General features: G+C 66.0%; 17 protein-coding genes. 9 read left to right on the top strand and 8 right to left on the bottom strand.

What is annotated here, in order from left to right:
* Nucleotides 1-77: 77 nt before the first annotated feature.
* The gene (locus tag N6H05_RS00355; protein WP_284112258.1) at nt 78-2,822 is read right to left on the bottom strand and encodes an Rne/Rng family ribonuclease; all 2,745 of its coding nucleotides are present in this window, start codon (nt 2,820-2,822) and stop codon (nt 78-80) included.
* Between the two features lie 521 nt (nt 2,823-3,343).
* On the opposite strand from N6H05_RS00355, the gene N6H05_RS00350 reads away from it, so the two are divergent.
* Both N6H05_RS00350 and N6H05_RS00345 read left to right on the top strand, forming a co-directional pair.
* Nucleotides 3,344-4,624 (top strand): N-acetylmuramoyl-L-alanine amidase, encoded by a 1,281-nt coding sequence (locus tag N6H05_RS00350; RefSeq protein WP_284112257.1) that lies wholly within the window; start codon nt 3,344-3,346, stop codon nt 4,622-4,624.
* A gap of 136 nt (nt 4,625-4,760) precedes the next feature.
* Nucleotides 4,761-7,295 (top strand): penicillin-binding protein 1A, encoded by a 2,535-nt coding sequence (locus tag N6H05_RS00345; protein WP_284112256.1) that lies wholly within the window; start codon nt 4,761-4,763, stop codon nt 7,293-7,295.
* A 33-nt stretch (nt 7,296-7,328) separates the two neighbouring features.
* Here N6H05_RS00345 and N6H05_RS00340 read toward each other — a convergent pair whose 3' ends face one another.
* Nucleotides 7,329-7,763, bottom strand: a complete 435-nt coding sequence (locus tag N6H05_RS00340) for a hypothetical protein (RefSeq protein ID WP_284112255.1) — start codon at nt 7,761-7,763, stop codon at nt 7,329-7,331.
* Between the two features lie 194 nt (nt 7,764-7,957).
* Here N6H05_RS00340 and N6H05_RS00335 point away from each other — a divergent pair, with 194 nt between their 5' ends.
* From N6H05_RS00335 to N6H05_RS00320, 4 genes are all read left to right on the top strand, one after another.
* The gene (locus N6H05_RS00335; protein ID WP_284112254.1) at nt 7,958-8,362 is read left to right on the top strand and encodes an endonuclease domain-containing protein; all 405 of its coding nucleotides are present in this window, start codon (nt 7,958-7,960) and stop codon (nt 8,360-8,362) included.
* 78 nt (nt 8,363-8,440) lie between these two features.
* Nucleotides 8,441-9,568, top strand: a complete 1,128-nt coding sequence (gene prfB / locus N6H05_RS00330) for a peptide chain release factor 2 (RefSeq protein WP_004210053.1) — start codon at nt 8,441-8,443, stop codon at nt 9,566-9,568.
* Entirely contained in the window at nt 9,568-10,293 is a 726-nt protein-coding gene (locus N6H05_RS00325; RefSeq protein ID WP_169862890.1) for a class I SAM-dependent methyltransferase, read from the top strand. Before prfB ends, N6H05_RS00325 begins: the two co-directional genes overlap by 1 nt.
* Before the next feature lie 113 nt (nt 10,294-10,406).
* Nucleotides 10,407-10,967 (top strand): hypothetical protein, encoded by a 561-nt coding sequence (locus N6H05_RS00320; protein ID WP_284112253.1) that lies wholly within the window; start codon nt 10,407-10,409, stop codon nt 10,965-10,967.
* 285 nt (nt 10,968-11,252) lie between these two features.
* Here N6H05_RS00320 and N6H05_RS00315 read toward each other — a convergent pair whose 3' ends face one another.
* From N6H05_RS00315 to N6H05_RS00290, 6 genes are all read right to left on the bottom strand, one after another.
* Nucleotides 11,253-11,756 carry a sterol desaturase family protein gene (locus N6H05_RS00315; protein WP_284112251.1) on the bottom strand — a complete coding sequence of 168 codons (504 nt, stop codon included), beginning with the start codon at nt 11,754-11,756 and terminating at the stop codon, nt 11,253-11,255.
* Between the two features lie 115 nt (nt 11,757-11,871).
* Entirely contained in the window at nt 11,872-12,612 is a 741-nt protein-coding gene (locus N6H05_RS00310) for a TorF family putative porin (RefSeq protein ID WP_284112250.1), read from the bottom strand.
* Nucleotides 12,613-12,882: 270 nt separating this feature from the next.
* Entirely contained in the window at nt 12,883-14,178 is a 1,296-nt protein-coding gene (locus tag N6H05_RS00305; protein WP_284112249.1) for a mechanosensitive ion channel family protein, read from the bottom strand.
* Nucleotides 14,175-15,383, bottom strand: coding sequence for a cystathionine beta-lyase (gene metC, locus N6H05_RS00300; protein ID WP_284112248.1), 1,209 nt, complete (start codon nt 15,381-15,383; stop codon nt 14,175-14,177). Before metC ends, N6H05_RS00305 begins: the two co-directional genes overlap by 4 nt.
* Nucleotides 15,380-16,228 (bottom strand): 3-mercaptopyruvate sulfurtransferase, encoded by an 849-nt coding sequence (gene sseA / locus N6H05_RS00295; RefSeq protein WP_284112247.1) that lies wholly within the window; start codon nt 16,226-16,228, stop codon nt 15,380-15,382. Before sseA ends, metC begins: the two co-directional genes overlap by 4 nt.
* Nucleotides 16,229-16,294: 66 nt before the next feature.
* Nucleotides 16,295-17,593: a hypothetical protein gene (locus N6H05_RS00290; protein WP_284114312.1), complete on the bottom strand. Its 1,299-nt coding sequence runs from the start codon at nt 17,591-17,593 to the stop codon at nt 16,295-16,297.
* 109 nt (nt 17,594-17,702) lie between these two features.
* Here N6H05_RS00290 and queF point away from each other — a divergent pair, with 109 nt between their 5' ends.
* The 3 genes from queF to N6H05_RS00275 all read left to right on the top strand — a co-directional run bounded on the left by queF (nt 17,703) and on the right by N6H05_RS00275 (nt 21,282).
* Nucleotides 17,703-18,155 (top strand): preQ(1) synthase, encoded by a 453-nt coding sequence (queF, locus tag N6H05_RS00285; RefSeq protein WP_004210067.1) that lies wholly within the window; start codon nt 17,703-17,705, stop codon nt 18,153-18,155.
* A 27-nt stretch (nt 18,156-18,182) separates the two neighbouring features.
* Nucleotides 18,183-18,470, top strand: a complete 288-nt coding sequence (locus N6H05_RS00280) for a hypothetical protein (protein WP_284112246.1) — start codon at nt 18,183-18,185, stop codon at nt 18,468-18,470.
* 163 nt (nt 18,471-18,633) lie between these two features.
* Nucleotides 18,634-21,282 carry a M1 family metallopeptidase gene (locus tag N6H05_RS00275; RefSeq protein ID WP_284112245.1) on the top strand — a complete coding sequence of 883 codons (2,649 nt, stop codon included), beginning with the start codon at nt 18,634-18,636 and terminating at the stop codon, nt 21,280-21,282.
* Nucleotides 21,283-21,383: the final 101 nt, after the last annotated feature.

The following is a 21,383-nucleotide window of genomic DNA, read 5'->3' as shown; positions in this document are numbered from 1 at the left end:
TGAAGCCACGAAAAACGCCGCCATCCGACCCCTGGGGCTGGATGGCGGCGTGTTTCATTCAGGCTTGTGCCCTGGCCTTACTGGCCGAAGGTGCGCTGCCACCAGCCGCGACGCGGCTCGCCATTCTCGTCGCTCTCCGCCTCGGCGGCGGGATCGGCGGTGACGGCTTCGCTGGCCGGGGCAGTCGCAGTCGGCGCCTCGGCGGGTGCGGTAGCGACCTCGGTCACGGCCGGCGCGGCCTCGATGGCGGCTTCCTCGGCGACTGGTTCGACCTTCTTCTTGCGGGTGCGCTTGGGCTTGGGCTTTTCGGCCGCTTCCTCGGCAGCCACCTCGACGGCGGGCGCTTCGGCGGCAGCAGCGGCTTCGGCCTCGACATCCGCCTTCTTCTTGCGGGTGCGCTTGGGCTTGGGCTTTTCGGCCGCTTCCTCGGCAACCGGCTCGGCGGCGGGCGCTTCGGCAACGACTTCGGCCGGGGCTTCGGTCGCGTCGGCAGCAGCCGGTTCGACTGCCGCGTCCTTCGCCTTGCGGGCACGGGGGCGACGGCGCGTCTTGGGCGCTTCCTCGGCCGGGGCTTCTTCCGGGGCCGCTTCGGCAACCGGAGCCTCCTCGGCAGGTGCAGCCGCTTCGGCTTCGATCACCGTTTCGACGCTGTCGTCGCCAGCGGCTTCGCCACTTTCGACACCAGCTTCGCCACCTTCGCGACGGCGGCGACCACCACGGCGACCGCGGCGACCACGACGACGGCTGCCGCCTTCGTCCTCGCCCTCGGCGGCCGGCTCTGCGGCAACAGCCTCGGCATCGGTCTCGACTTCGGCCGATTCCTCGCCTTCCTCACCATCTTCGGCGCCATTGTCTTCGCCGGTTTCACCCGGCGCATCATCGCGCTGGCCACCGCGACGACGGCGACGACGGCGACGGCGGCGTCCGCCTTCGCGTTCTTCGCCCCGGTCACTGCGGTCGCCACGCTCCTGGCGTTCGGGGGCGGCTTCTTCCTCGGCCTCGACCTCTTCCTCTTCTTCTTCCTCCTCGATCATGTCGAGGTCATCCTCTTCCTCCGCGAGCGGGGCGTAGGTGACGACGCGTTCGGGGCGCGGGCCGCTGGGTTCGACCGACATGCGGGCGCCCTCAATCTCGCCATCGGGCAGGACGACGATGCGCACGCCATAGCGCTGTTCGATCTCGTCCAGTTCGCGGCGCTTGTTGTTGAGGACGTAGAAGGCGGCTTCCTGGCTGGCGCGCAGGGTGATGACGCTGCCACGACCACGGGCGGCCTCTTCCTCCAGCATGCGCAGCGCGCCAAGGCCCGCCGACGATGCGGTGCGGACCAGGCCGGTGCCTTCGCAATGCGGGCACTGGCGGGTGGAGGCTTCCAGCACGCCGGTGCGCAGGCGCTGGCGGCTCATTTCCATCAGGCCAAAGCCCGAAATGCGGCCGACCTGGATGCGGGCGCGATCGTCCTTCAGCGCCTCCTTCATCGCCTTCTCGACCTTGCGGATGTTGGAGTTCATCTCCATGTCGATGAAGTCGATGACGACCAGGCCTGCCATGTCGCGCAGGCGCAGCTGGCGGGCGATCTCGCGCGCGGCTTCCAGATTGGTGGCGACGGCGGTCTGCTCGATGCCATGCTCGCGGGTCGACCGACCCGAGTTGATGTCGATCGACACCAGAGCTTCGGTCGGGTTGATCACCAGATAGCCGCCGGACTTGAGCTGCACGACGGGGTTGTACATCGCCGCCAGCTGGTCCTCGACGCTGGCGCGCTGGAACAGCGACACCGCGTCGGCATATTGTTTCACGCGCCGGGCATGGCTCGGCATCAGCAGCTTCATGAAGTCCTTGGCGGCCTTGTAGCCATGCTCGCCCTCGACGATCACTTCCTCGATATCCTTGTTGTAGATATCGCGGATCGCCCGCTTGATGAGGTCGCTGTCGTTATGGATCAGCTCGGGCGCGGCGGCGCGCAGCGTCTTCTCGCGAATCTCGTCCCACAGCCGGGCAAGATAGTCGAAGTCGCGCTTGATCTCGGGCTTGGTGCGCTGCAGGCCGGCGGTGCGCACGATGCAGCCCATCGACGAAGGCAGCGCCATTTCGGCAATGATCGACTTCAGCCGCTTGCGGTCGGCCGCATTGCTGATCTTGCGCGAAATGCCGCCACCATGGCTGGTGTTGGGCATCAGCACGCAATAGCGACCGGCCAGCGACAAATAGGTGGTCAGCGCCGCACCCTTGTTGCCACGCTCTTCCTTGACGACCTGCACCAGCAGCACCTGGCGGCGCTTGATGACGTCCTGGATCTTGTAACGACGGCGCAGCGCCATGCGCTTGCGGCGCAGCTCGTCGGCCGCGTCGTCGCCCTTTTCACGCTTGCGACGATTGGGACGGCCGCCTTCGTTGCCGTCGCCTTCGCTGGCTTCGGCTTCGTGGGCGCCTTCCTCATCGTCATGATGGCTTGCTTCGACGACTTCGACGCCATCGTCCCCGGCGGCGTCCTCATCCTCGTCATAGTCGGCGCGCAGGGCGGCCTCTTCCTCGGCATGCGCGCGTTCCTCGCGCAGCAACGCCTCGCGATCTTCGCGCGGAATCTGGTAATAGTCGGGATGGATTTCGCTGAAAGCGAGGAAACCGTGGCGATTGCCACCATAATCGACGAAGGCCGCCTGGAGCGAAGGCTCTACGCGGGTGACCTTGGCGAGATAGATATTGCCCTTGAGCTGCTTGTGCTCAGCGGATTCGAAGTCAAATTCCTCGATCCGGTTTCCCTTGACGACCGCGACCCGGGTTTCTTCCCGGTGGCGCGCATCGATCAGCATACGCATTGTCATTTATGTGTCTCCGGCGACGGCGGCCGCAGGCATGGAGCCGGGCCGCCGCGCGATAGTGATGGGACGGCCGTGCGCGCGCCGGGTTCGGCGCGCGAGGCGGCATCGTCCAGGTTTGAAGGAAAAATTGCGTGTCTGCTGCGTCGGCAGGGCCGGACAGTGCGCCGGGCCGGACCATCCACGCCACAGCACCCGGTATCGGGGCCAGCGTGGAAGGAAAGTCATGCCTCATGCAGCGTCAACCTGTTGCGCATCGGCTCGAGCGACAGGCGCGCGCCGATGCATATAATCAAGATCCCGCAAAGGACCGCAATAATATGGTCGGTCCTCCCGGAATATGAAGGGGTAGCAGTCATGGGCGCGGGGAGCAACGGTCCCTGAAAAGATTATGTCTTTATGATGACCGTTGATCGGCGGCTCAGGGATTCATGCTGAAACACATATTAACCGTCTCATTTTACCCCGTCACAACGGGCAATGCTTAATCCGAAATTCAGCGTGGGGACGCTGGACGGATAGACGTCATGAAAATGGGCTGGACGGCCGATGGGCGCGCGTTGCACAAGCGGCGCATGCTCAACATAATTGCGCTGGCAACGACGATGCTGGCCGCGACCCCCGGCGATGCCGGCGGCATCGCGGCTGTGGACGTGCAGGGCGACCGCGTCACCGTTCGGTTCGACGATCGGGTGGACGGCGCGTCCGCCTTCCTGCTCGACGGGCCACGCCGCATCGCGCTCGACGTTTCCGGCGCGCAGGCCGGCGCCAGCGGCTATGCCGGTTCCAATGCCGTGGTCAGCGGCATTCGCCAGGGCCAGCTCAACGACACGATGGCGCGCATCGTGCTCGACCTGACGACGCCGGCGACGCTCGGCGATCCGCAGATCGCGGCCGACGGCAAGTCGCTCAGTTTCTCGCTCCAGAACGTGACCGACGGCCGGTTCCGCACCGCCGTGGGGCAGGGGCGGCTGCGCTTCGACGCGCCGGCCAATATGAGCGCCCGGCCGCAAAAGCGCATTCATTCGATCACCGTGCCGATCCCGCCGGTCGCGCGCGGCGTCGATCTGCCCGCGATCGAGGGCGTGCGCGACGGATCGCGCCCGCTGGTGGTGATCGATGCGGGGCATGGCGGTCATGATCCGGGCGCCATCAACAAGGATAATGGCAAGCGCGAAAAGGATGTGACGCTGGCGATCGCGCAGGCGATCCGTGACCAGCTGGTCAAGTCCGGCCGGGTGCGCGTGGCGTTGACCCGCGACGATGACCGCTTCCTCGTGCTGCAGGAACGCTATGGCATCGCTCGCAAGCTGGGTGCCGATCTCTTCATCTCGGTCCATGCCGATTCGGCGGACAATGCCGATGCCCATGGCGCGACCGTCTATACCCTCTCGGAAACCGCATCGGACCGGGAGGCGGCGCGGCTTGCCGCGCGCGAGAACAAGGCCGATGTGCTCAACGGCGTCAACCTCGGCAACCAGTCGGGCGACGTCTCCTCGATCCTCATCGATCTGACGCAGCGGGAATCGATGAACATTTCGGCCAATTTCGCGCGGCTACTGCAACGGGAAGCGGCGCCCTATGTGCCGTTCCGCAGCGCCTATCACCGCTTCGCCTCGCTGATGGTGCTGAAGGCTCCGGACACGCCTTCGGTGCTGTTCGAGACCGGCTATATCAGCAATGCCGATGATGCCATTTTCCTCTCCTCGCGTGAGGGGCAGCAGGCGATCGCGCGCGGCGTCGCCCGCGCCATCGATGTCCATTTCGCGCGCAAGCTCGCCATGGGCAGCGGCCGGTCGGGCGGCTGACGCGCCTATCCGCGCATCGGTGCTGGTATTGAAGGACTTTTGGCCGGGAGTCAGGATGTAGAGCCTGATTCACGCCATCGATGGAAACGCAAAGCGCTTCCATCTCAGGCGATCAGGCTCTAGAGCCTCTTCCACCATGGAAGAGGCCCGTTCCAATCCGCCCGCATCGTCCTTCGCCTATCGCCTGCGCCGTGGCGCCGGGGGCATTGCCGACCGGTTGAAGCCCTTGTGGCAGCGCCGCCTGTTCCGCTGGGCCGCGATCCTGCTGGGCGGTTTCCTGCTCGCCATCTTCCTGTTCTGGCTGATCTTCGCGCGCGGCCTGCCCGATGCGGCGACGCTGCTGGAATATGAGCCGCCGCTGCCGACCATGGTGCGCGACATCAACGGCCAGCCGGTCCACAGCTATGCCCGCGAACGCCGCGTCCAGCTGCAATATAGCGATTATCCCCAGCAGCTGATCCACGCCTATCTGGCGGCGGAGGACAAGACCTTCTTCGAACATCATGGCGTCGATATTCCCGGTTTCGCCGGCGCGGTGTTCGACTATGCCAGCAAGCTCGGCTCGGGCCAGCGCGCCCGTGGCGGCTCCACCATCACCCAGCAGGTGGCGAAGAATCTGCTGATCGGCGACGAATATTCGCCCACGCGCAAGGTGAAGGAGATGATCCTGGCCTGGCGCATGGAAAATGTCCTGACCAAGCAGCAGATACTCGAACTCTATCTCAACCAGATTTTCCTCGGCCGCAACGCCTATGGCGTACAGGCGGCGGCGCGCGCCTATTTCGACAAGGACGTTGCCGATCTCCAACTGCCCGAAATGGCCTATCTGGCGATCCTGCCCAAGGGGCCGGCCAATTATCGCCCGGAAAGCACCACCGGCCATGCCCGTGCGCTCGACCGCCGCAACTGGGCCTTGGGCGAGATGCTCAAAAATGGCTGGATCACCGCGGCCCAGCGCGATGCCGCCGCCGCCCAGCCGCTCGGCACCGTTGCCGCCCATGGCTCCAGCTTCGACGCCAATGCCGGCGGCTATTATATGGAGGAGGTGCGCCGTCGCCTGATCCAGCAGTTCGGCGAAAAGGCGGAGGATGGCCCCAACAGCGTCTATGCCGGCGGCCTGTGGGTGCGCAGCCCCTATGACCCGGTGGCGCAGGACCATACCCAGACCGCGCTGCGCAACGGCCTGCTGCGCTTCGGCGCCGGCCGCGGCTGGTCCGGTCCGGTCGGCCATATCGACCCCGACAAGGGCTGGGAACGCGAACTCGCCGCCAGCTTCATCAGCGTCGATTATGCCGGCTGGCGCGTCGCCGCCGTCATCAGCCGCGACCGCAGCGGCGCACAGATCGGCTTTGCCGACGGCACCACCGGCACGCTGCCCGCCAGCCTGGCGCAGTTGCCCTATCGCCGCACCGGCGGCCCCGCCATTGCGGCGATGAAGCCGGGCGACCTGATCATCGTCGCCCGCGACGGCGCCAGCTGGGCGCTGCGCAACATTCCCGAAGTGTCGGGCGGCATGGTGGTGGAGGAAGTGCATTCGGGCCGCATCCGCGCGATGCAGGGTGGTTTCGACTATCGCCTTTCCTCCTACAACCGCGCGACCCAGGCCCAGCGTCAGCCCGGCTCGACGATCAAGCCCTTCGTCTATGCCGCCGCGCTCGACAATGGCATGACCCCGGCCTCGATCATCGTCGACGGTCCCTTGTGCGTCTATCAGGGCGCCGGCCTTGGCCAGAAATGCTTCCGCAACTTCTCGGGCGGCAGCGCCGGTCCGCAGACGATGCGCTGGGGCGTCGAGCAGTCGCGCAACCTGATGACCGTGCGCGCCGCCAGCCAGACCGGCATGGACCGGGTCGTGCGCACCATCAAGAATATGGGCATCGGCGATTATCAGCCCTATCTCTCCTTCGCGCTCGGCGCGGGTGAGACGACGGTGGAGCGCATGGTCAACGCCTATGCCACGCTCGCCAATCAGGGCCGCCAATTCGCCCCCAAGCTGATGGACTATGTGCAGGATCGGCGCGGCAAGGTGATCTGGCCGGAACGCTGGCATCCCTGCGACAATTGCAACATGGCCAATTGGGACGGCAAGCCGATGCCGCGCTTCGGTTTCGAGGGGCGCCAGGTGATGAACCCGATGACCGCCTATCAGGTCGTCCACATCACCGAAGGCGTGATCCAGCGCGGCACCGCAACGGTGCTGGCGGATCTCAAGCGCCCGCTGTTCGGCAAGACCGGCACTACCAACGGCCCGACCAATGTCTGGTTCGTCGGCGGTTCGCCCGACCTCGTCGCCGGCGTCTATATCGGCTATGACCAGCCCCGCAGCCTGGGTGGCTGGGCACAGGGTGGCCGCATCGCCGCGCCGATCTGGAAGGAGGCGATGGCCCCGATCCTGGAGACCATGCCCAAGACGCCGTTCATCGCCCCGGCCGGCATCCGCATGGTCGCGATCGACCGCCGCTCGGGCAAGCGCGTCTATGGCGCCTGGCCGACCGACGAACCCAAACCCGCCGTCATCTGGGAAGCGTTCAAGCCCGAATCCGAACCGCGCCGCACCATCCGCAAGGAAGAGGCGGAGGCCCAGGCCAAGGTCGCGGCCAAGGCCGACGCGGTCCGCACCCGCCAGCGCAACGACGCCGACTTCCTGCAGGATCAGGGCGGCATCTATTGAGGGGCGGGCGCGTCGGCGCCCGCCCCCTTTCCCTCAGCAGTGGCGCGGATTGGCGTCGCGGATCGACAGGCTGGCGGTGCCGCGCCGGCCCTCCAGCGCCTGCGCCAGCAAGATCTGGGTCGATCGCACCGCATAGCAGAAGGCACAGGCAATCGCGTCGCTGCAGGCATAGGGAACGGGGCCGGTCCAGCGCGCCTGCAAGAGGTCGATCAGCAAATTCTCGTCTTCGCTCAAGCGCGGTCCCCGGCCGGTGCGCAGTCCATGGCCGGTCACCTGCTCGCCCAGCCGCAACAGGCTGTCGAGCGCGGGGGATAGTTGTTCGCAGCCATAGCGCCGCAGCCGCAGGTGCAACTGGGCCATCGCCGGCCGATGCCGGCGTCGCGCCGCTGCCCAGCAACGCACGGCGTCGAGCAGGATATAGAGGGTGGCCGGGCTGTGCGTCGCCGGCATGGGGGTGATCGGGTTCATGGGATCGCCTTTCATGGAAAAGGTTTTCCCCCTTGATGCGCCGCCCTCGCGCGGGGCGGTCTGCGCCATCGGGTTAAGATGCCATTATGTCCGGCAGATTTCGGACCGTTGCCGCACCAGCGCCCGCAACGTAATTCCTCCCCTGAAAGGGGAGGTGGCTGGCCGGAGGCCAGACGGAGGGGTAGGCTGCAGTCATGCTCCATGGTCCCAAAGGCACGCAACATCGCGCCCGTCGCCTGCGCCAGTCGATGACCCTGCCCGAAGTGCTGCTGTGGCAGGAACTGCGCAAGCGTCCCGCCGGGTTGCGTTTTCGGCGACAGCATCCTGCTGGCAGCTATGTGCTGGATTTCTTTTGTCCCCGTCATCGCCTCGCGGTCGAGGTCGATGGGGAAGTGCATGGGCGTGGTGACGCACCGGTTCGCGATGCTGAACGCGATGCTTGGTTGGTCGGCGAGGGTATCCGGGTTCTGCGTATCCCGGCAACGGACGTGTTGAGGGATGTGGAGGCTGTTGTGCTTCACATCACCGCCAAGGCACGGGGCGACCTACCCCTCCGTCAGCCCTGCGGGCTGCCACCTCCCCTTCCAGGGGAGGATTGAATCTTTCCAAGCCTGCCGGTCTGGGATAGGGGCGGTCGCTTGATGCGTTGAGACGCCACGAGATTCTGGAGACCTCCCATGCGCGCCGAAGCGCAGCAATATATCGACCGTATCGACGCCGCGCTGGACCTGCTGCGCCGCTTCCTCGACTGGGACCGTGCGCTGCGCCGGCTGGACGAGCTGAATGCCCGCGTCGAGGATCCGACCCTGTGGGACAATGCCAAGCTGGCGCAGGAGGTGATGCGCGAGCGCACCCGTCTTGACAGCGCGATCGGCGCCACCCGCGCGATCGAGGCTGAAAAGACCGACAATGCCGAACTCATCGAAATGGCCGAGGCCGAAGGCGATGAGGATATGGTCTCCGAAGCCATCGCCGCGCTGAAGGCGCTGGCCGAGCGCGCCGACGAGGACAAGATCAAGGCGTTGCTGGCGGGCGAAGCCGATGCCAGCGACACCTATCTGGAAATCCACGCCGGCGCCGGCGGCACCGAAAGCCAGGACTGGGCCGAAATCCTGTCGCGCATGTATCGCCGCTGGGCCGAACGGCGCGGCTATAAGGTGGAACTGGTCGATTATCAGGCGGGCGAAACCGCCGGCATCAAGTCGGCCACCTTCCTCATCAAGGGCGAGAATGCCTATGGCTATGCCAAGACCGAAAGCGGCGTCCACCGCCTGGTCCGCATCAGTCCCTATGACAGCGCTGCGCGCCGCCACACCAGCTTCTCGTCGGTCTGGGTCTACCCGGTGATCGACGACAATATCGATATCGAGGTCAAGGAATCCGACCTCAAGATCGACACCTATCGCGCCTCGGGTGCGGGCGGCCAGCACGTCAACACCACCGACTCCGCGGTCCGCATCACCCACGTCCCCTCGGGCATCATCGTGGCGTCGCAGAATGACCGATCGCAGCACAAGAACCGCGCCACCGCGATGAATATGCTCAAGGCGCGTCTGTACGAGGCCGAACTGCGCAAGCGCGAGGAAGCTGCATCGACCGACTATGCCGCCAAGACCGAGATCGGCTGGGGTCACCAGATCCGTTCCTATGTGCTCCAGCCCTATCAGCTGGTGAAGGATTTGCGCACCGGCGTCACCTCGACCGCCCCGGACGATGTGCTCGATGGCGCGCTCGATCCGTTCATGGCCGCTGCCCTGTCGCAGAAGGTCACGGGCGAGAAGGTCGATGTGGAGGATGTGGATTAATGATCCACCGGCAGGTGGCCGCATTGGGGGCGTCGCTCCTGCTGGCTGCCTGCGGCCAGTGGTCGGGCGGCAACCAGTCGGAACGCGCGGCCGGCGCCGCGTCCTTCCCCCGCGCCGACCGGCCGGTGGCGCCGATCGTGTCGACCCGCTGGTCGAGCGAGGAAGCGCGCGACCGGGTCAATGAGGCGGAGGATATCATGGACCGGGCCGGCATCCGGCCGGGCATGACCATTGCCGATATCGGTGCGGGCGAGGGCTATTATACCGTGCGTCTGGCCAAGCGCGTCGGCGCCAAGGGGCGGGTGCTGGCCGAGGATATATTGCCCGAGGTGATCGATGCGCTCAGCCGTCGCATCACCCGCGAGGATTGGACCAATGTCAGCGTGAAGCTGGGCGCGCCGGAAGATCCCAAGCTGCCCGAAAACAGCTTCGACCGCATCTTCATGGTCCATATGTATCATGAGATCGCCGAACCCTATGCGTTCCTGTGGCATCTCAGCCCGGCGCTCAAGGCCGATGGCGAACTGATCGTGGTCGATGCCGATCGCCCGACCGACCAGCATGGCACGCCCCGGCGCCTGCTCACCTGCGAACTGGCGGCGATGGGCTTCCGGCTGGAGGAGATGATCGCCAAGCCGACCGCCGGCGGCTATATGGCCCGCTTCCGCCGCAGCACCGCCCGCCCCGATCCGTCCAGCATCGTCCCCTGCGCGCTGCGGGGATAGGCGCGCGCGCCGTCGCTGGCGATCGGTTTCAAAACGGCTCGGCCGGGTAACGTCCACCTTGCGTATGAGCGTTCATGGGATAGGCTGGCGCGATGCCAAGTGCGTGGATTGCCTTGTCCCTGCTGATTGCGCCCGCTGCTGGGGGGGCAGCATGCGACGCTGATCGGGCCTCGATGTTGTCTTTGGACGAAACGGCTTTTGATCAAGGCGATGGCGGGTGGCGGTCGTTGGCAAAACGGGAATGCTATCGCGAAGCCGCTAATCTCATCAGAGACTATCGTCAGGCCCATTCCCTTGAATTGCAGACCATATCCTGGATGCATGAAGCGCAGATGAGGGCCTATGCAGGTGACTATGCAGACGCTGTTCTGCTTCTGCCCAAAGCGAAGCATAAGATGGATGGTCATGGCTGGAATGCCTATCTGGATGCGACGATCGCTTTCCTGAATCGGGATCGTGCGGCACTTGTTGAGGCCAGGAATCGACTGGCCGGAACGCCACTCCCCCACACCCATCAATGGCTTTTTGATGATAAGGGGCAGGCTGTCGATGTTCCTGCTCCCGATCCCGGCGATCCATGGCCGCCCAATCTCAACATTGTGGATGCCCTGATCCGGTGCTTTGACCGGCCCTACAGTGAGGCCTATGGAAGCCAGGCCTGTTACAGCGACTGATCCCTCACAGCCGTTCGAGACCTGCCGCGTCCGGTAAAAGCGCTGTCCTACAGCGGTGCGCCCGGTGTAAAGTTTCAGCCGGCGCCGTCCTATTGTCAACCTATTCTATTTACAGAGATTTTTTGTGGTGGGCGGAACTCTGCCATGGGTCACACGCATAAACTTCCGATCCTGTCCGCCTAACGGATTGAAATGCCGTGGGCCGGTCCGCTCGAATCGCGATCAGGCAGCGCATATCGCTGGCAAAAGTCGTCGGGATGGGGCGCAATCCGCCCGATCTGCCGCCTAAGCGCTAGTTTTTGCCGCGCGCACGCCGGCCCGGCCGCGCCGCCCCAGTTCGCGTTTCAGGTCCGCGGGGTGGGGCGCGATCAGGAAGCCGAAGCTGACCGTGCCGTCCTTGGTCTCGACCGCATGGTGCAGCCGATGCGCCTGGACGATCCGCTTCATGTAGCGCGAGCGGGCGACATAGCGGTGGCGTACCCGCTGGTGGACGATGATGTCGTGGAAGCCGAGATAGATGGCGCCATAGGCGGCGACGCCGGCGCCAACGGCGGTTGCCCAGTTGCCCCAGCCCCATTGCACCCCGCCCAGCAGCAGCAGGATGGAGGGCATGGCAAAGATCACGAAATAAAGGTCATTGGCCTCGAAGAAGCCCGTGCGGGGGCGGTGGTGGCTGGCATGGAGGAACCATCCCGGCCCGTGCATCACCCAGCGATGCATCACATAGGCAAAGCCCTCCATCAGCGCGATCGTGGCGACGAAGAGCAGCAGAAGAGCGATCGGAGGCATCGGCGCCTTATAGGCAGCGACACGGGCCAAGGCGACCCGTAAACACCGCATATAGAAAAGGGCCGCGATCCCCTTTGGAGAGCGCGGCCCTGTTCATCCCCGAAGGGAAGGCGGATCAGAAGGAGGCGGTGAGCGAACCGACCACGCCGGCCTTGCTGATATTGTGGCCTGCCGACGAATAGAGCGACTTGTCGGTATCGACATAGGATACGCCGAAGGTCAGGTGACCCCAGGTGTAGGTCGCGCCGATATTCCAGTCGGTATATTCCTTGCCAATGGTCAGGTAGCTCGGGCCGAAGCTGTGGCCCAGATGCGCCGACACGCTCAGCGGGGTGTTGGGGATCGAGGCCGAGACGTCGCCGGCGAGGTAGAGATTGTCTTCCTTGCCATTGCCGACGGTCAGCGCCTTCGCCTTGGGGGCGTAGTTGGCGGTCAGCTTGGCGGTGGCGGGGCCGAACGTGCCCTTGATCGAGGCATAGGGCTCGACGAAGTCGGTGTTCGCACCGGCATTGCCCGGATAGTAATAATAGAGGACGCCGACGTCGATCGTCGCACCGCCGACCGTGGTCGAATAGCCGCCGATCAGGTCGAGTTCCTGGTCCGAGCCGTTGGCGACATATTCGTCGATCGAGCTGCCCCAGGTCGAGACATAGAAGCCCGATTCATGAGTGACGGTGATGCCGCCCTGCAGCGCGAACTTCTTGTTGGTCTGCGAAATGCCGCGGAAGCGATAGTCGGTGACGACGGCGGCATTGCCGGTGACGGTCACCGCGGGAGCGGGCTCATCCTGGGCCATGGCGGGTGCCGACAGCGCAACAAGAGCGAAGGCCGAGAGGCCGAGAATGGACTTACGCATGATAATCCCCTTGATGGTTCTGCGATCGTCCCGCCTGCGTCCAGGCGCCTGCCTCTATGCTTCCCTCAAAGGAAGTGGGCCAGCTTGCCTCAACGCTTCTGGCCATGCCTGCGCGCGCTGCGGCGCACAAGATATTATTGCTGTTTCATGTCTTTTACGTCTTTTATTGTTGCTACGGCGCAACAAGGTGCGCGGCGGTGTTCGCCGGTTGACTGGCGCATCTATCTCATAAAGCTTGATATATAGGATTTCGTGGCGATTTGCAGCCGCTCAGAATTGTGAACGGTCCGGCTCGCCAGGGTCGTTCATTGCTGAATCATGTCTCTGCTGCGGTTGCCGTAGTTCGATGACCTGGCGCGGATAGGGCATGATGATGCCGTGCGCCTTGAACTTGTCCAACACCCGCATCAGCACGTCCGACGTCACGCCGCCCACGCCATTTTCCGGATCGCTGATCCAGACACGAATCTCATGCTCCAGCCGATATTGGCCCAGCGCCGTCAGCCACACTTTGGGCTCGGGATGCTTGAGCGCGCGCGGGCTTTCCTTCGCGGCGTCCAGCATCAGTTGCTGGGCCAGCGCGATGTCGCTGTCGTTGCTGATCCCCACCGGGATGCGGACGCGGATATTGCGGTCCGAATAGGACCAGTTCTCCACCTCCTGCGTCATCAGGATTTCGTTGGGGATAAGGTGCTTCTTGCCGTCGCGGGTGATGATTGACACGGCGCGCACGCCGATCTTGCTGACCCAGCCGAAACTGTCGCCGACGGCGATCACGTCGCCCGGCTTGATCGACCGGTCCATCAGCAGGATGATTCCGGCGATCAGATTGCCGACCGTCTTCTGCAGGCCGAAGCCGACCGCCAGACCCAGCGCGCCGGAAAAGACGGTGAAGGCGGTAAGGTCGATCCCCAATATGTCGATGCCGATGAAGAAGGCGGCGATGACCACGGCGATGCCGGCCAGCTTCTGGCCCAGCAATTTCTGGGTCGGGTCGAGATCGGGCGCCTTCTGGATGCTGCGCCGGATCAGCCGGTTGGCAAGGCGTATGCCGGCAAGCAGCGCGACCAATGTCGCCGCGACCGACAGGATGTCGAGCAGGCTGATCCGCCGCTTGCCCAGCGTCAGCGCGACATCGTCGAGCATTGACCCCACCGGCGCGATGCCGCCGCTGCTGCCCGATATCACCATGACGAACAGCAGCAGGGCGAGCGGGGTGATCGCCCAGCGCGGGAAGCTGAGCGCCTGCAGCAGATGCAGCGCGAACAGGGCGACGGCAAAGGCGAGCGCTGCGCCCAGGATCAGATGGGCGATGCTGTCCGCCGGCCACAGCGCCAGCGCCGTCGCGAACAGCGGTACGCTGATGGCGTGGCGCAGCATCGGGCGAACATGGGTAGAGACCAGTTCGCTGAGCGCGGGCAGCCTGTCCTTCACCCGTGGCGCCAGCAGGCGCGCCGCGCTATGGGCGATGGCATAGAGTAGCAGCGCGATGCCGACCGCGATCAGCGGCTGTGTGATGTCCGCATTGCCCGGCAGTCGGGCCAGCCATGCGGACAGTTGCGTCATCCGCGGGCAGCCCGGAAGCGGGAGAGACCGGCGTCGAGATCGGCGATCAGGTCAGCGGGATCTTCCAGCCCGATCTGCAGCCGGATGACCGGCCCTTCCGCCTGCCATTGGGTCGCCGTGCGATAGCGGGCCGGATCGACCGGCAGGGCCAGGCTCTCGAACCCGCCCCAGCTATAGCCGATGCCGAAATGGGCGAGCCCGTCGATCAACGCGGCGCGGGCCGCCTCGTCGCCGCCCTGCAGCACGAAGCTGAACAGGCCGGTCGAGCCGCTGAAATCGCGCGCCCACAATTCATGGCCGGGGCAATCGGGCAAAGCGGGGTGCAGCACGCGGGCGACGTCGGGCTGGTCCTTCAGCCACTGCGCGATCTCCAGCGCGCTCGCCTGATGCTGGGCCAGGCGGACGCCCAGCGTGCGCAGGCCACGGCTGGCGAGCCAGGCATCGTCGGGGCTGGTCATCTGGCCGAACAGATAGGCGGACTGGCGGACCTTGGGAAACAGCGCCGGGGTGGCCGTGACCGACCCCATCATCACGTCGCTATGGCCGACAATATATTTGGTGCAGGCGAGGATCGAAATATCGACGCCATGGGCCAGCGCCGGGAAGAAAAGCGGCGTTGCCCAGGTATTGTCGAGCAGGGTGGTGATGCCGCGATCGCGCGCGATGGCGCTGATCGCCGGCACGTCCTGCACCTCGAAGGTCAGGCTGCCGGGGCATTCCAGGAAGATGGCGCGGGTGCGATCGGTCAACAGGTCGGCGATGCCGGCACCGATGGTCGGGTCATAATAGAGCGTCTCGACACCGAGGGGTTTCAGCACCTGTTCGCAGAAATTGCGGGTCGGGTCATAGGCGCTGTCGACCATCAGCAACTGGTCGCCCGGCCGCAGCACCGCCATCAGCGCGCAGGCGATCGCCGCCACGCCCGAGGGGAAGAGCATCGTGCCCTCCGCGCCCGGCTCCATTTCGGTCAGCGCGTCGGCCAGGCTCCAGCTGGTCGGCGTGCCCTTGCGCCCATAGAACAGCCGTTCATGGGTGCTGCTGCCGGCCGCCTTCCGCAGATGGGCGACATCGTCATAGAGGATGGTCGAGGCGCGCCACACGCCCGGACTGACGATCGCGCCGGGTTGCCCCGGCATGCCGGTCCAGTCGGCGCGGCGGCCAGCCTGCGCCAGCCTGGTCAGCGGCCTTCTGCTGTCCTCGCTCATGCGGCCGGCCCGGTCGCCTTGGGCGTGGCGGGATCGAACCCCCATTCCGACCAGCTGCCGTCATAGAGGGCAACGTCGCGCTTCCCGAGCGTTTCGAGCGCCGCAAGGATGATCGCCGCAGTCACGCCGCTGCCGCAGGTGGTGATGATCGGCCGGTCGAGATCGGTGCCGGCGTCCAGCAGCAGCCGGCGCAGTTCCTCGCCCTGCTTCAGGCTGTTGTCGGCGGCAAAGAAGGCGGAGGAGGGGATGTTGCGGCTGCCGGGAATATGGCCCGACGCCATGCCGGGTCGCGGTTCGGCCTCGGCGCCGCTGAAGCGCCCCGCGCCGCGCGCGTCGAGCAGTTGCGCCGTACCGCTGTCGAGATTGGCGAGGATGTCCGCCTTGCTACGCACCTGCGCCCGGTCGAGCCGGGCGACGGCGGTGCCGGGTGCGATGGCGGGCGCGCCGCTTTCGACCGGGCGGCCTTCGGCAACCCATTTGGGCAGGCCGCCGTCGAGGATCGCTGCGGATGCACCGAGGCCATAGACGCGCATCATCCACCAGCCGCGCGCGGCGCTGTGGGTTGGGCTATTGTCATAGACGACGATGCGGCTGTCGGCATTGACGCCCAGCGCCTGCATGCGCTGCGTCATCAGCGCGTCGGGCGGCAACTGGCCCGGCACCGGATCGGCAGGATCGCTGAGGCTCGGTAGGTCCATGAAGGCAGCGCCGGGGATATGGGCCGCGTCGAACTCGGCGCGCGGGTCGCGCGGCGTGCCGGGCAGAAACAGGCTGGCGTCGAGAATGACGAGATCGGGCTTGCCGATTTCGCCGGCCAGCCAGTCGGTGGAAACGAGAATGTCCATGCGGCCCCTTTTGCCTTGTCCGGCAGGCACTTTAGGAGCGCCTGGCCGGACAGGAAAGGGAAATGCTCAGGCCGGTGGCACTTCGGCGGCGGCGCGGGCGGCCGGCCGGCGATATTGGCGCGGCCCCTGGTCGAGGCGGAAGGGCGACAGGCGCTCGGCGGGCGGATCCTGTTCCTGGCCGACGATGAAGGCGCGGCCGGTGCGGCCGGTGCCTTCGGGCGCTTCCTCGTCCTCGCCCCAGCGATAATGGGCGTCGAAGGCGGCGATCGGCACCAGCAGCGATCGTTCGCCCATCGTCACCGGCACGATCTCGTCCTGGGCCAGGCGCAGTTCGTTGGTCATGCGCACGGTTTCGCCCGGCGCGATCGCGACGATCGAATGCAGCGGCATGCCGGTTTCGCCACCGAAGAAATGGCGCAGCAACGCATCCTGCTGCGCGCCCGCATTGCCCAATATGCCGCGCACCATGATGTCGCGGGCCGGGCGATCGCCGCGATTATGGAGCTGCAGCGTATAGCCGATGGTCACGCCGATCAGCGAGGAGCGGGCGAGGCTGATGTCGAGACCCAGTTCGATCCAGGGGCGGTCTCCGGCGTCGCTGGCCGGCGCCGATGCCACGGGTTCGGGGGCAGGGGCTGGCGTGGGCGCCGGAATGGGCGCGGGAGCAGGTGCCGGAGCCGGCGGCGCGACGGGGGCCGGGGCGGGTTGGGGCGCTGCCGGGGGTGGCGCGCTCGCGGGCACGGCGTCGACGTCCTCCGCCGCACGACGGCGCCGCATCAGCAGGAAGCCGGCGATCACCGCCAGCGCGGCGATGGCCGCGGCGATCCAGGGCCAACTCAGTCCCTGCGCTTCGGCTTCCGGCGCGGGTTCGGCAGTGGTGACACTGTTGTCGGCCGTGACCGGCTCGGGCGCGGGCAGGGCGGCCGGCGGCGGCGTTTCCACCGCGTTGGCGGCATTGTCCGGTTCCGCCACAACGGGCGCCGGGCTGGGCTGCGCCGGCATGGTGTCGCGCGCGGCCGGGCGTTCGGTGGGGGCGGGCGTGGGCGTCGTGCGCGGTGTTTCGGTGCGCGTCGGCGCTGGCGTGGGGGCCGGGCGCTGCGATGCGGGGGCAGGCGTGGGCGCGCGCTGGGTCGGCGCCGGCGTCACCGTGGGCGCGACGATCGGCGGCAGCGACGGAGTGGGCGTCGGGGTCGGCGTTGCCGTGCCCCGGAACACGTCGAGTTCCGGACCCTGACGGCGCGGATCATCGGCCGGCGGCGGTGGCGCGGCGCGCTGCAGATTGACGACCGGATCGCTGCCGGTGGCTTGCTGTGCCAGCGCGGGCGTGACTGCCAGCAGCGGCAGGGCGGAAAGGAACAGACGCATAGACCCCATGGCCCTGCCAAGGCAGAAATTTTGCTGAACGCCAGATGAACGGATGGCCTTGCGCGCCGGACCGATGACAAATTGCGTGCAATCGACTACATGCGCCCTCATGACCGATACCCCGCTCCATCTCGGCCGCGCCAGCACCCTGCCGCAGCGGCCCGAGGACGCCGTCCTCGACTATGTCCCCAATCCCCGTCCGGGCAAGCCCTATCTGGTGCGCTTCACGGCGCCGGAATTCACCTCGCTCTGCCCGGTGACCGGCCAGCCCGATTTCGCCCATCTGGTGATCGACTATGCGCCTGGCGCGACGATCGTCGAATCCAAGGCACTCAAGCTGTTCCTGGGCAGCTTCCGCAACCATGCCGGCTTCCACGAGGATTGCACCGTCGGCATCGGCGAGCGGCTGTTCACCGAAATGCAGCCGATCTGGCTGCGCATCGGCGGCTATTGGTATCCGCGCGGCGGCATCCCGATCGACGTCTTCTGGCAGTCGGGCGAACCGCCCGCCGGCCTGTGGCTGCCGCCGCAGGACGTGCCGGGCTATCGCGGCCGCGGCTGAATATCTGATTCATAGGCTGCGCCGATCATGGAGGATGCCGCGAGCCTCATGGCTTTTTATCGTAATCGTCGGGCGGAACTGGACCCGTCCGACGGTTCGCGCTGGCATCTGCTGATCAAGGAAATTCGCCTGAGCGAAGCATGTGGCATAGACGAAGCCTATGCCATCGCCTTGACTGATCCCATCTGGCGGCGCTGGCTTGAGCGCCAAATTAATAGCAATCCGGCTTGCCGGAAGGCGGCATTGCGGCACGTGCGCGATAACGGCGATCGCTCGCTCATCGCCCAGCGGGACGGAAGGCTTCTCGTCCGATAGCCACGCTGCCCTTGTTGGACGAACGCGCAACAGGCTTCGACCAACGACATTCTCTTGCGGATAGTTCACTTGACCCTCCGCGGGAAAGGGCCGATCCGGTTTGCATGTTGCGCGTGACTATGTCTCATTGCGCCATCCAAGCCGTATCGGAGTGCCTTCCCCCATGCCCTTGTCGAAAATCCTGCCGTTCCTGATGGCGGCCGCGCCGCTGGCGATCGCCGCGCCCGCGCTGGCCCAGACCGCGCCTGCCGGCCCCGCCGCCGGCGTCACCACCCAGCTGCCCCGTGGTGCTGCGCCCAGCCATTATGCGATCGAAGTGACGCCCGATGCAGCGAACCTCAAATTCACCGGCAAGGTGACGATCGACGTCACTGTCGCCACCGCCATGCCGGCGCTGGTGCTGAACGTCGCCGACCTGACCGTCTCCAGCGTCACCCTGACCCCGGCCAAGGGCAAGGCGATCACCGGCACGGCCAAGGTGGATGCCGATGCCCAGACCGTCAGCCTCGACTTCGGCAAGCCGGTTCAGCCGGGCAGCTACAAGCTGACCATGGTCTATGCCGGCATCATCAACCAGCAGGCGAACGGCCTCTTCGCGCTCGACTATACCGACAATGAAGGCGCGGCGAAGCGCGCGCTCTTCACCCAGTTCGAGGCGCCCGACGCCCGCCGTTTCGTGCCGAGCTTTGACGAGCCGAGCTACAAGGCGACGTTCGATCTTTCCGCCGTGGTGCCGGCGGACCAGCTGGCGGTCGGCAACATGCCGGTCAAGGCGACCAAGGACATCGGCGGCGGCAAGAAGCTGGTGACCTTCGGCACCAGCCCCAAAATGTCCTCCTATCTGCTCTTCTTTGGCCTGGGCGAGCTGGACCGCGCGACCAAGATGGCGGGCAACACCGAAGTCGGCGTCATCACCGGCCGGGGCAATACCGGCAAGGCGCAGCTGGCGCTCGACGCGTCGGCGGCGATCCTGCCTTATTATAACGATTATTTCGGCGTGCCCTTCCCGCTGCCCAAGCTCGACAATGTTGCGGGTCCGGGCCAGAGCCAGTTCTTCAGCGCGATGGAGAATTGGGGCGCGATCTTCACCTTCGAACGCACCCTGCTGGTCGATCCGCGCTTCACCTCGGAAGAGACCAAGCGCGCCATCTATGAAGTGGCCGCGCATGAAATGGCGCACCAGTGGTTCGGCGATCTCGTCACCATGGCCTGGTGGGACGATCTCTGGCTGAACGAGGGCTTTGCCAGCTGGATGGCGACGAAGGTCACCGACAAGCTGAACCCGGAATGGGAAGCCCTGCTGTCGCGCGTCGATGGCCGCGAGCGGGCGATGAGCCTCGACGCGCTCAAGACCACCCACCCGGTCGTGCAGAAGATCACCACCGTCGATCAGGTGAATCAGGCGTTCGATGCCATCACCTATCAGAAGGGCGAAGCCGTCATCACCATGCTCGAAGGCTATGCCGGCGAGGATGCGTGGAAGGCGGGCATCCAGTCCTACATGAAGAGCCATGCCTACGGAAACACCGTCACCGACGATCTGTGGAAGGCGGTCGAGGGCGCGGGCGCCAAGGGCCTGGTCAGCATCGCGCATGATTTCACCAGCCAGCCGGGCATCCCGCTGGTCAAGGTGGAGAGCGCCCAATGCCAGGGCGGCAACACCATCCTGACGCTGAGCCAGGGCGAGTTCAGCCGCGACGCCAAGGACAAGACCCCGCTCAAGTGGAATGTACCGGTGAAGGCGCAGGTGCAGGGCGGCGAGGCGCAGCGCCTGATCCTGCAGGGCAATGGCCAGATCACGCTGCCGGGGTGCGGCGCGTATGTCATCAATGCGGGCCAGACCGGCTATTATCGCTCGCTCTATCCCGCCGCCAATATCCAGGCGCTGGCCAAGGGCTTCAGCCAGTTGTCCAGCATGGACCAGACCGGCCTGATGGCGGACAATTTCCAGCTGGCGCTGGGCGGATACCAGCCGATCGGCCTGGCGCTCGACCTGGTCGACGCGGTGCCGGTCAATGGCAGCCCGGCCGTGCTGGCCGAAGTGCCCGGCTATTTGAAGAGCAGCTATGACATGCTGGAGGGCGATGCCGCTGCCCAGACGAAGGTCGCGGCCTATGCCTCGGCCAAGCTGACCCCGGCGCTGACCGCCATCGGCTATGATGCCAGGGCCGGCGAAGGGCCGCAGGTGCCGGTGCTGCGCACCAGCCTGGTTGCGACGCTGGGCAGCATGGGCGACAAGGGCGTGGTGGCCGAGGCCAACCGCCGCTTCGCCGCGCTGGCGACCAACCCGGCCGCGCTCGACGGGCCCCTGCGCAATGTGTGGCTGGGCATCATCGCCCAGAATGCCGATCAGGCGGCCTGGGACAAGCTCCGCGTGATGGCCAAGGGCGCGCAGAGCGACCTCGAAAAGAGCACGCTCTACGCGCTGCTCGGCAAGGCGAAGGACGAGAAGCTGGGCAGCCAGGCGCTGGACCTCGCTTTGACCGACGAGCCGGGCAAGACCACCAGCGCGGCGATCATCGGCCAGGTGGGCGTCGCCCATCCGATGCTGGCGGTCGACTATGTGCTGGCGCACAAGGCGCAATATGAGGCGCTGATCGACGTGTCGGCGCGCAGCCAGGCGCTGGCCCGCCTTGGCGGCGGATCGGCCGACCCGGCGATGGTGACCAAGCTGGACGCCTATGCGACCCAGTATCTGACGCCGGAATCGCGCAAGGTGGTCGACCGTTCGATCGCCGCGATCAAGACCCGGATCGAGACGCGCAGCCGCCTGAAGGCGCCGACCGCGGCCTGGTTCGCGGCGAAGAAATAAGGCTTGCCTCCCCTCCCTTCCAGGGAGGGGCCGGGGGGTGGGTGGCGAGCGAAGCGAGCCTCCTTCGGAGGCTACCCACCCCTAACCCCTCCCTGGAAGGG

This window comes from Sphingobium sp. WTD-1, assembly GCF_030128825.1.
Lineage (GTDB): Bacteria > Pseudomonadota > Alphaproteobacteria > Sphingomonadales > Sphingomonadaceae > Sphingobium.
The sequence above is the reverse complement of the archived record's forward strand: the minus strand, read 5'-3'. Positions and strand labels throughout refer to the sequence as shown.

Excerpts from the sequence above, each read along its gene's own strand:
- N6H05_RS00355 (WP_284112258.1), bottom strand. The coding sequence starts at position 2,822 with ATGACAATGCGTATGCTGATCGATGCGCGCCACCGGGAAGAAACCCGG.
- N6H05_RS00350 (WP_284112257.1), top strand. The coding sequence starts at position 3,344 with ATGAAAATGGGCTGGACGGCCGATGGGCGCGCGTTGCACAAGCGGCGC.
- N6H05_RS00345 (WP_284112256.1), top strand. The coding sequence starts at position 4,761 with ATGGAAGAGGCCCGTTCCAATCCGCCCGCATCGTCCTTCGCCTATCGC.
- N6H05_RS00340 (WP_284112255.1), bottom strand. The coding sequence starts at position 7,763 with ATGAACCCGATCACCCCCATGCCGGCGACGCACAGCCCGGCCACCCTC.
- N6H05_RS00335 (WP_284112254.1), top strand. The coding sequence starts at position 7,958 with ATGCTCCATGGTCCCAAAGGCACGCAACATCGCGCCCGTCGCCTGCGC.
- prfB (WP_004210053.1), top strand. The coding sequence starts at position 8,441 with ATGCGCGCCGAAGCGCAGCAATATATCGACCGTATCGACGCCGCGCTG.
- N6H05_RS00325 (WP_169862890.1), top strand. The coding sequence starts at position 9,568 with ATGATCCACCGGCAGGTGGCCGCATTGGGGGCGTCGCTCCTGCTGGCT.
- N6H05_RS00315 (WP_284112251.1), bottom strand. The coding sequence starts at position 11,756 with ATGCCTCCGATCGCTCTTCTGCTGCTCTTCGTCGCCACGATCGCGCTG.
- N6H05_RS00310 (WP_284112250.1), bottom strand. The coding sequence starts at position 12,612 with ATGCGTAAGTCCATTCTCGGCCTCTCGGCCTTCGCTCTTGTTGCGCTG.
- N6H05_RS00305 (WP_284112249.1), bottom strand. The coding sequence starts at position 14,178 with ATGACGCAACTGTCCGCATGGCTGGCCCGACTGCCGGGCAATGCGGAC.
- metC (WP_284112248.1), bottom strand. The coding sequence starts at position 15,383 with ATGAGCGAGGACAGCAGAAGGCCGCTGACCAGGCTGGCGCAGGCTGGC.
- sseA (WP_284112247.1), bottom strand. The coding sequence starts at position 16,228 with ATGGACATTCTCGTTTCCACCGACTGGCTGGCCGGCGAAATCGGCAAG.
- N6H05_RS00290 (WP_284114312.1), bottom strand. The coding sequence starts at position 17,593 with ATGCGTCTGTTCCTTTCCGCCCTGCCGCTGCTGGCAGTCACGCCCGCG.
- queF (WP_004210067.1), top strand. The coding sequence starts at position 17,703 with ATGACCGATACCCCGCTCCATCTCGGCCGCGCCAGCACCCTGCCGCAG.
- N6H05_RS00280 (WP_284112246.1), top strand. The coding sequence starts at position 18,183 with ATGGAGGATGCCGCGAGCCTCATGGCTTTTTATCGTAATCGTCGGGCG.
- N6H05_RS00275 (WP_284112245.1), top strand. The coding sequence starts at position 18,634 with ATGCCCTTGTCGAAAATCCTGCCGTTCCTGATGGCGGCCGCGCCGCTG.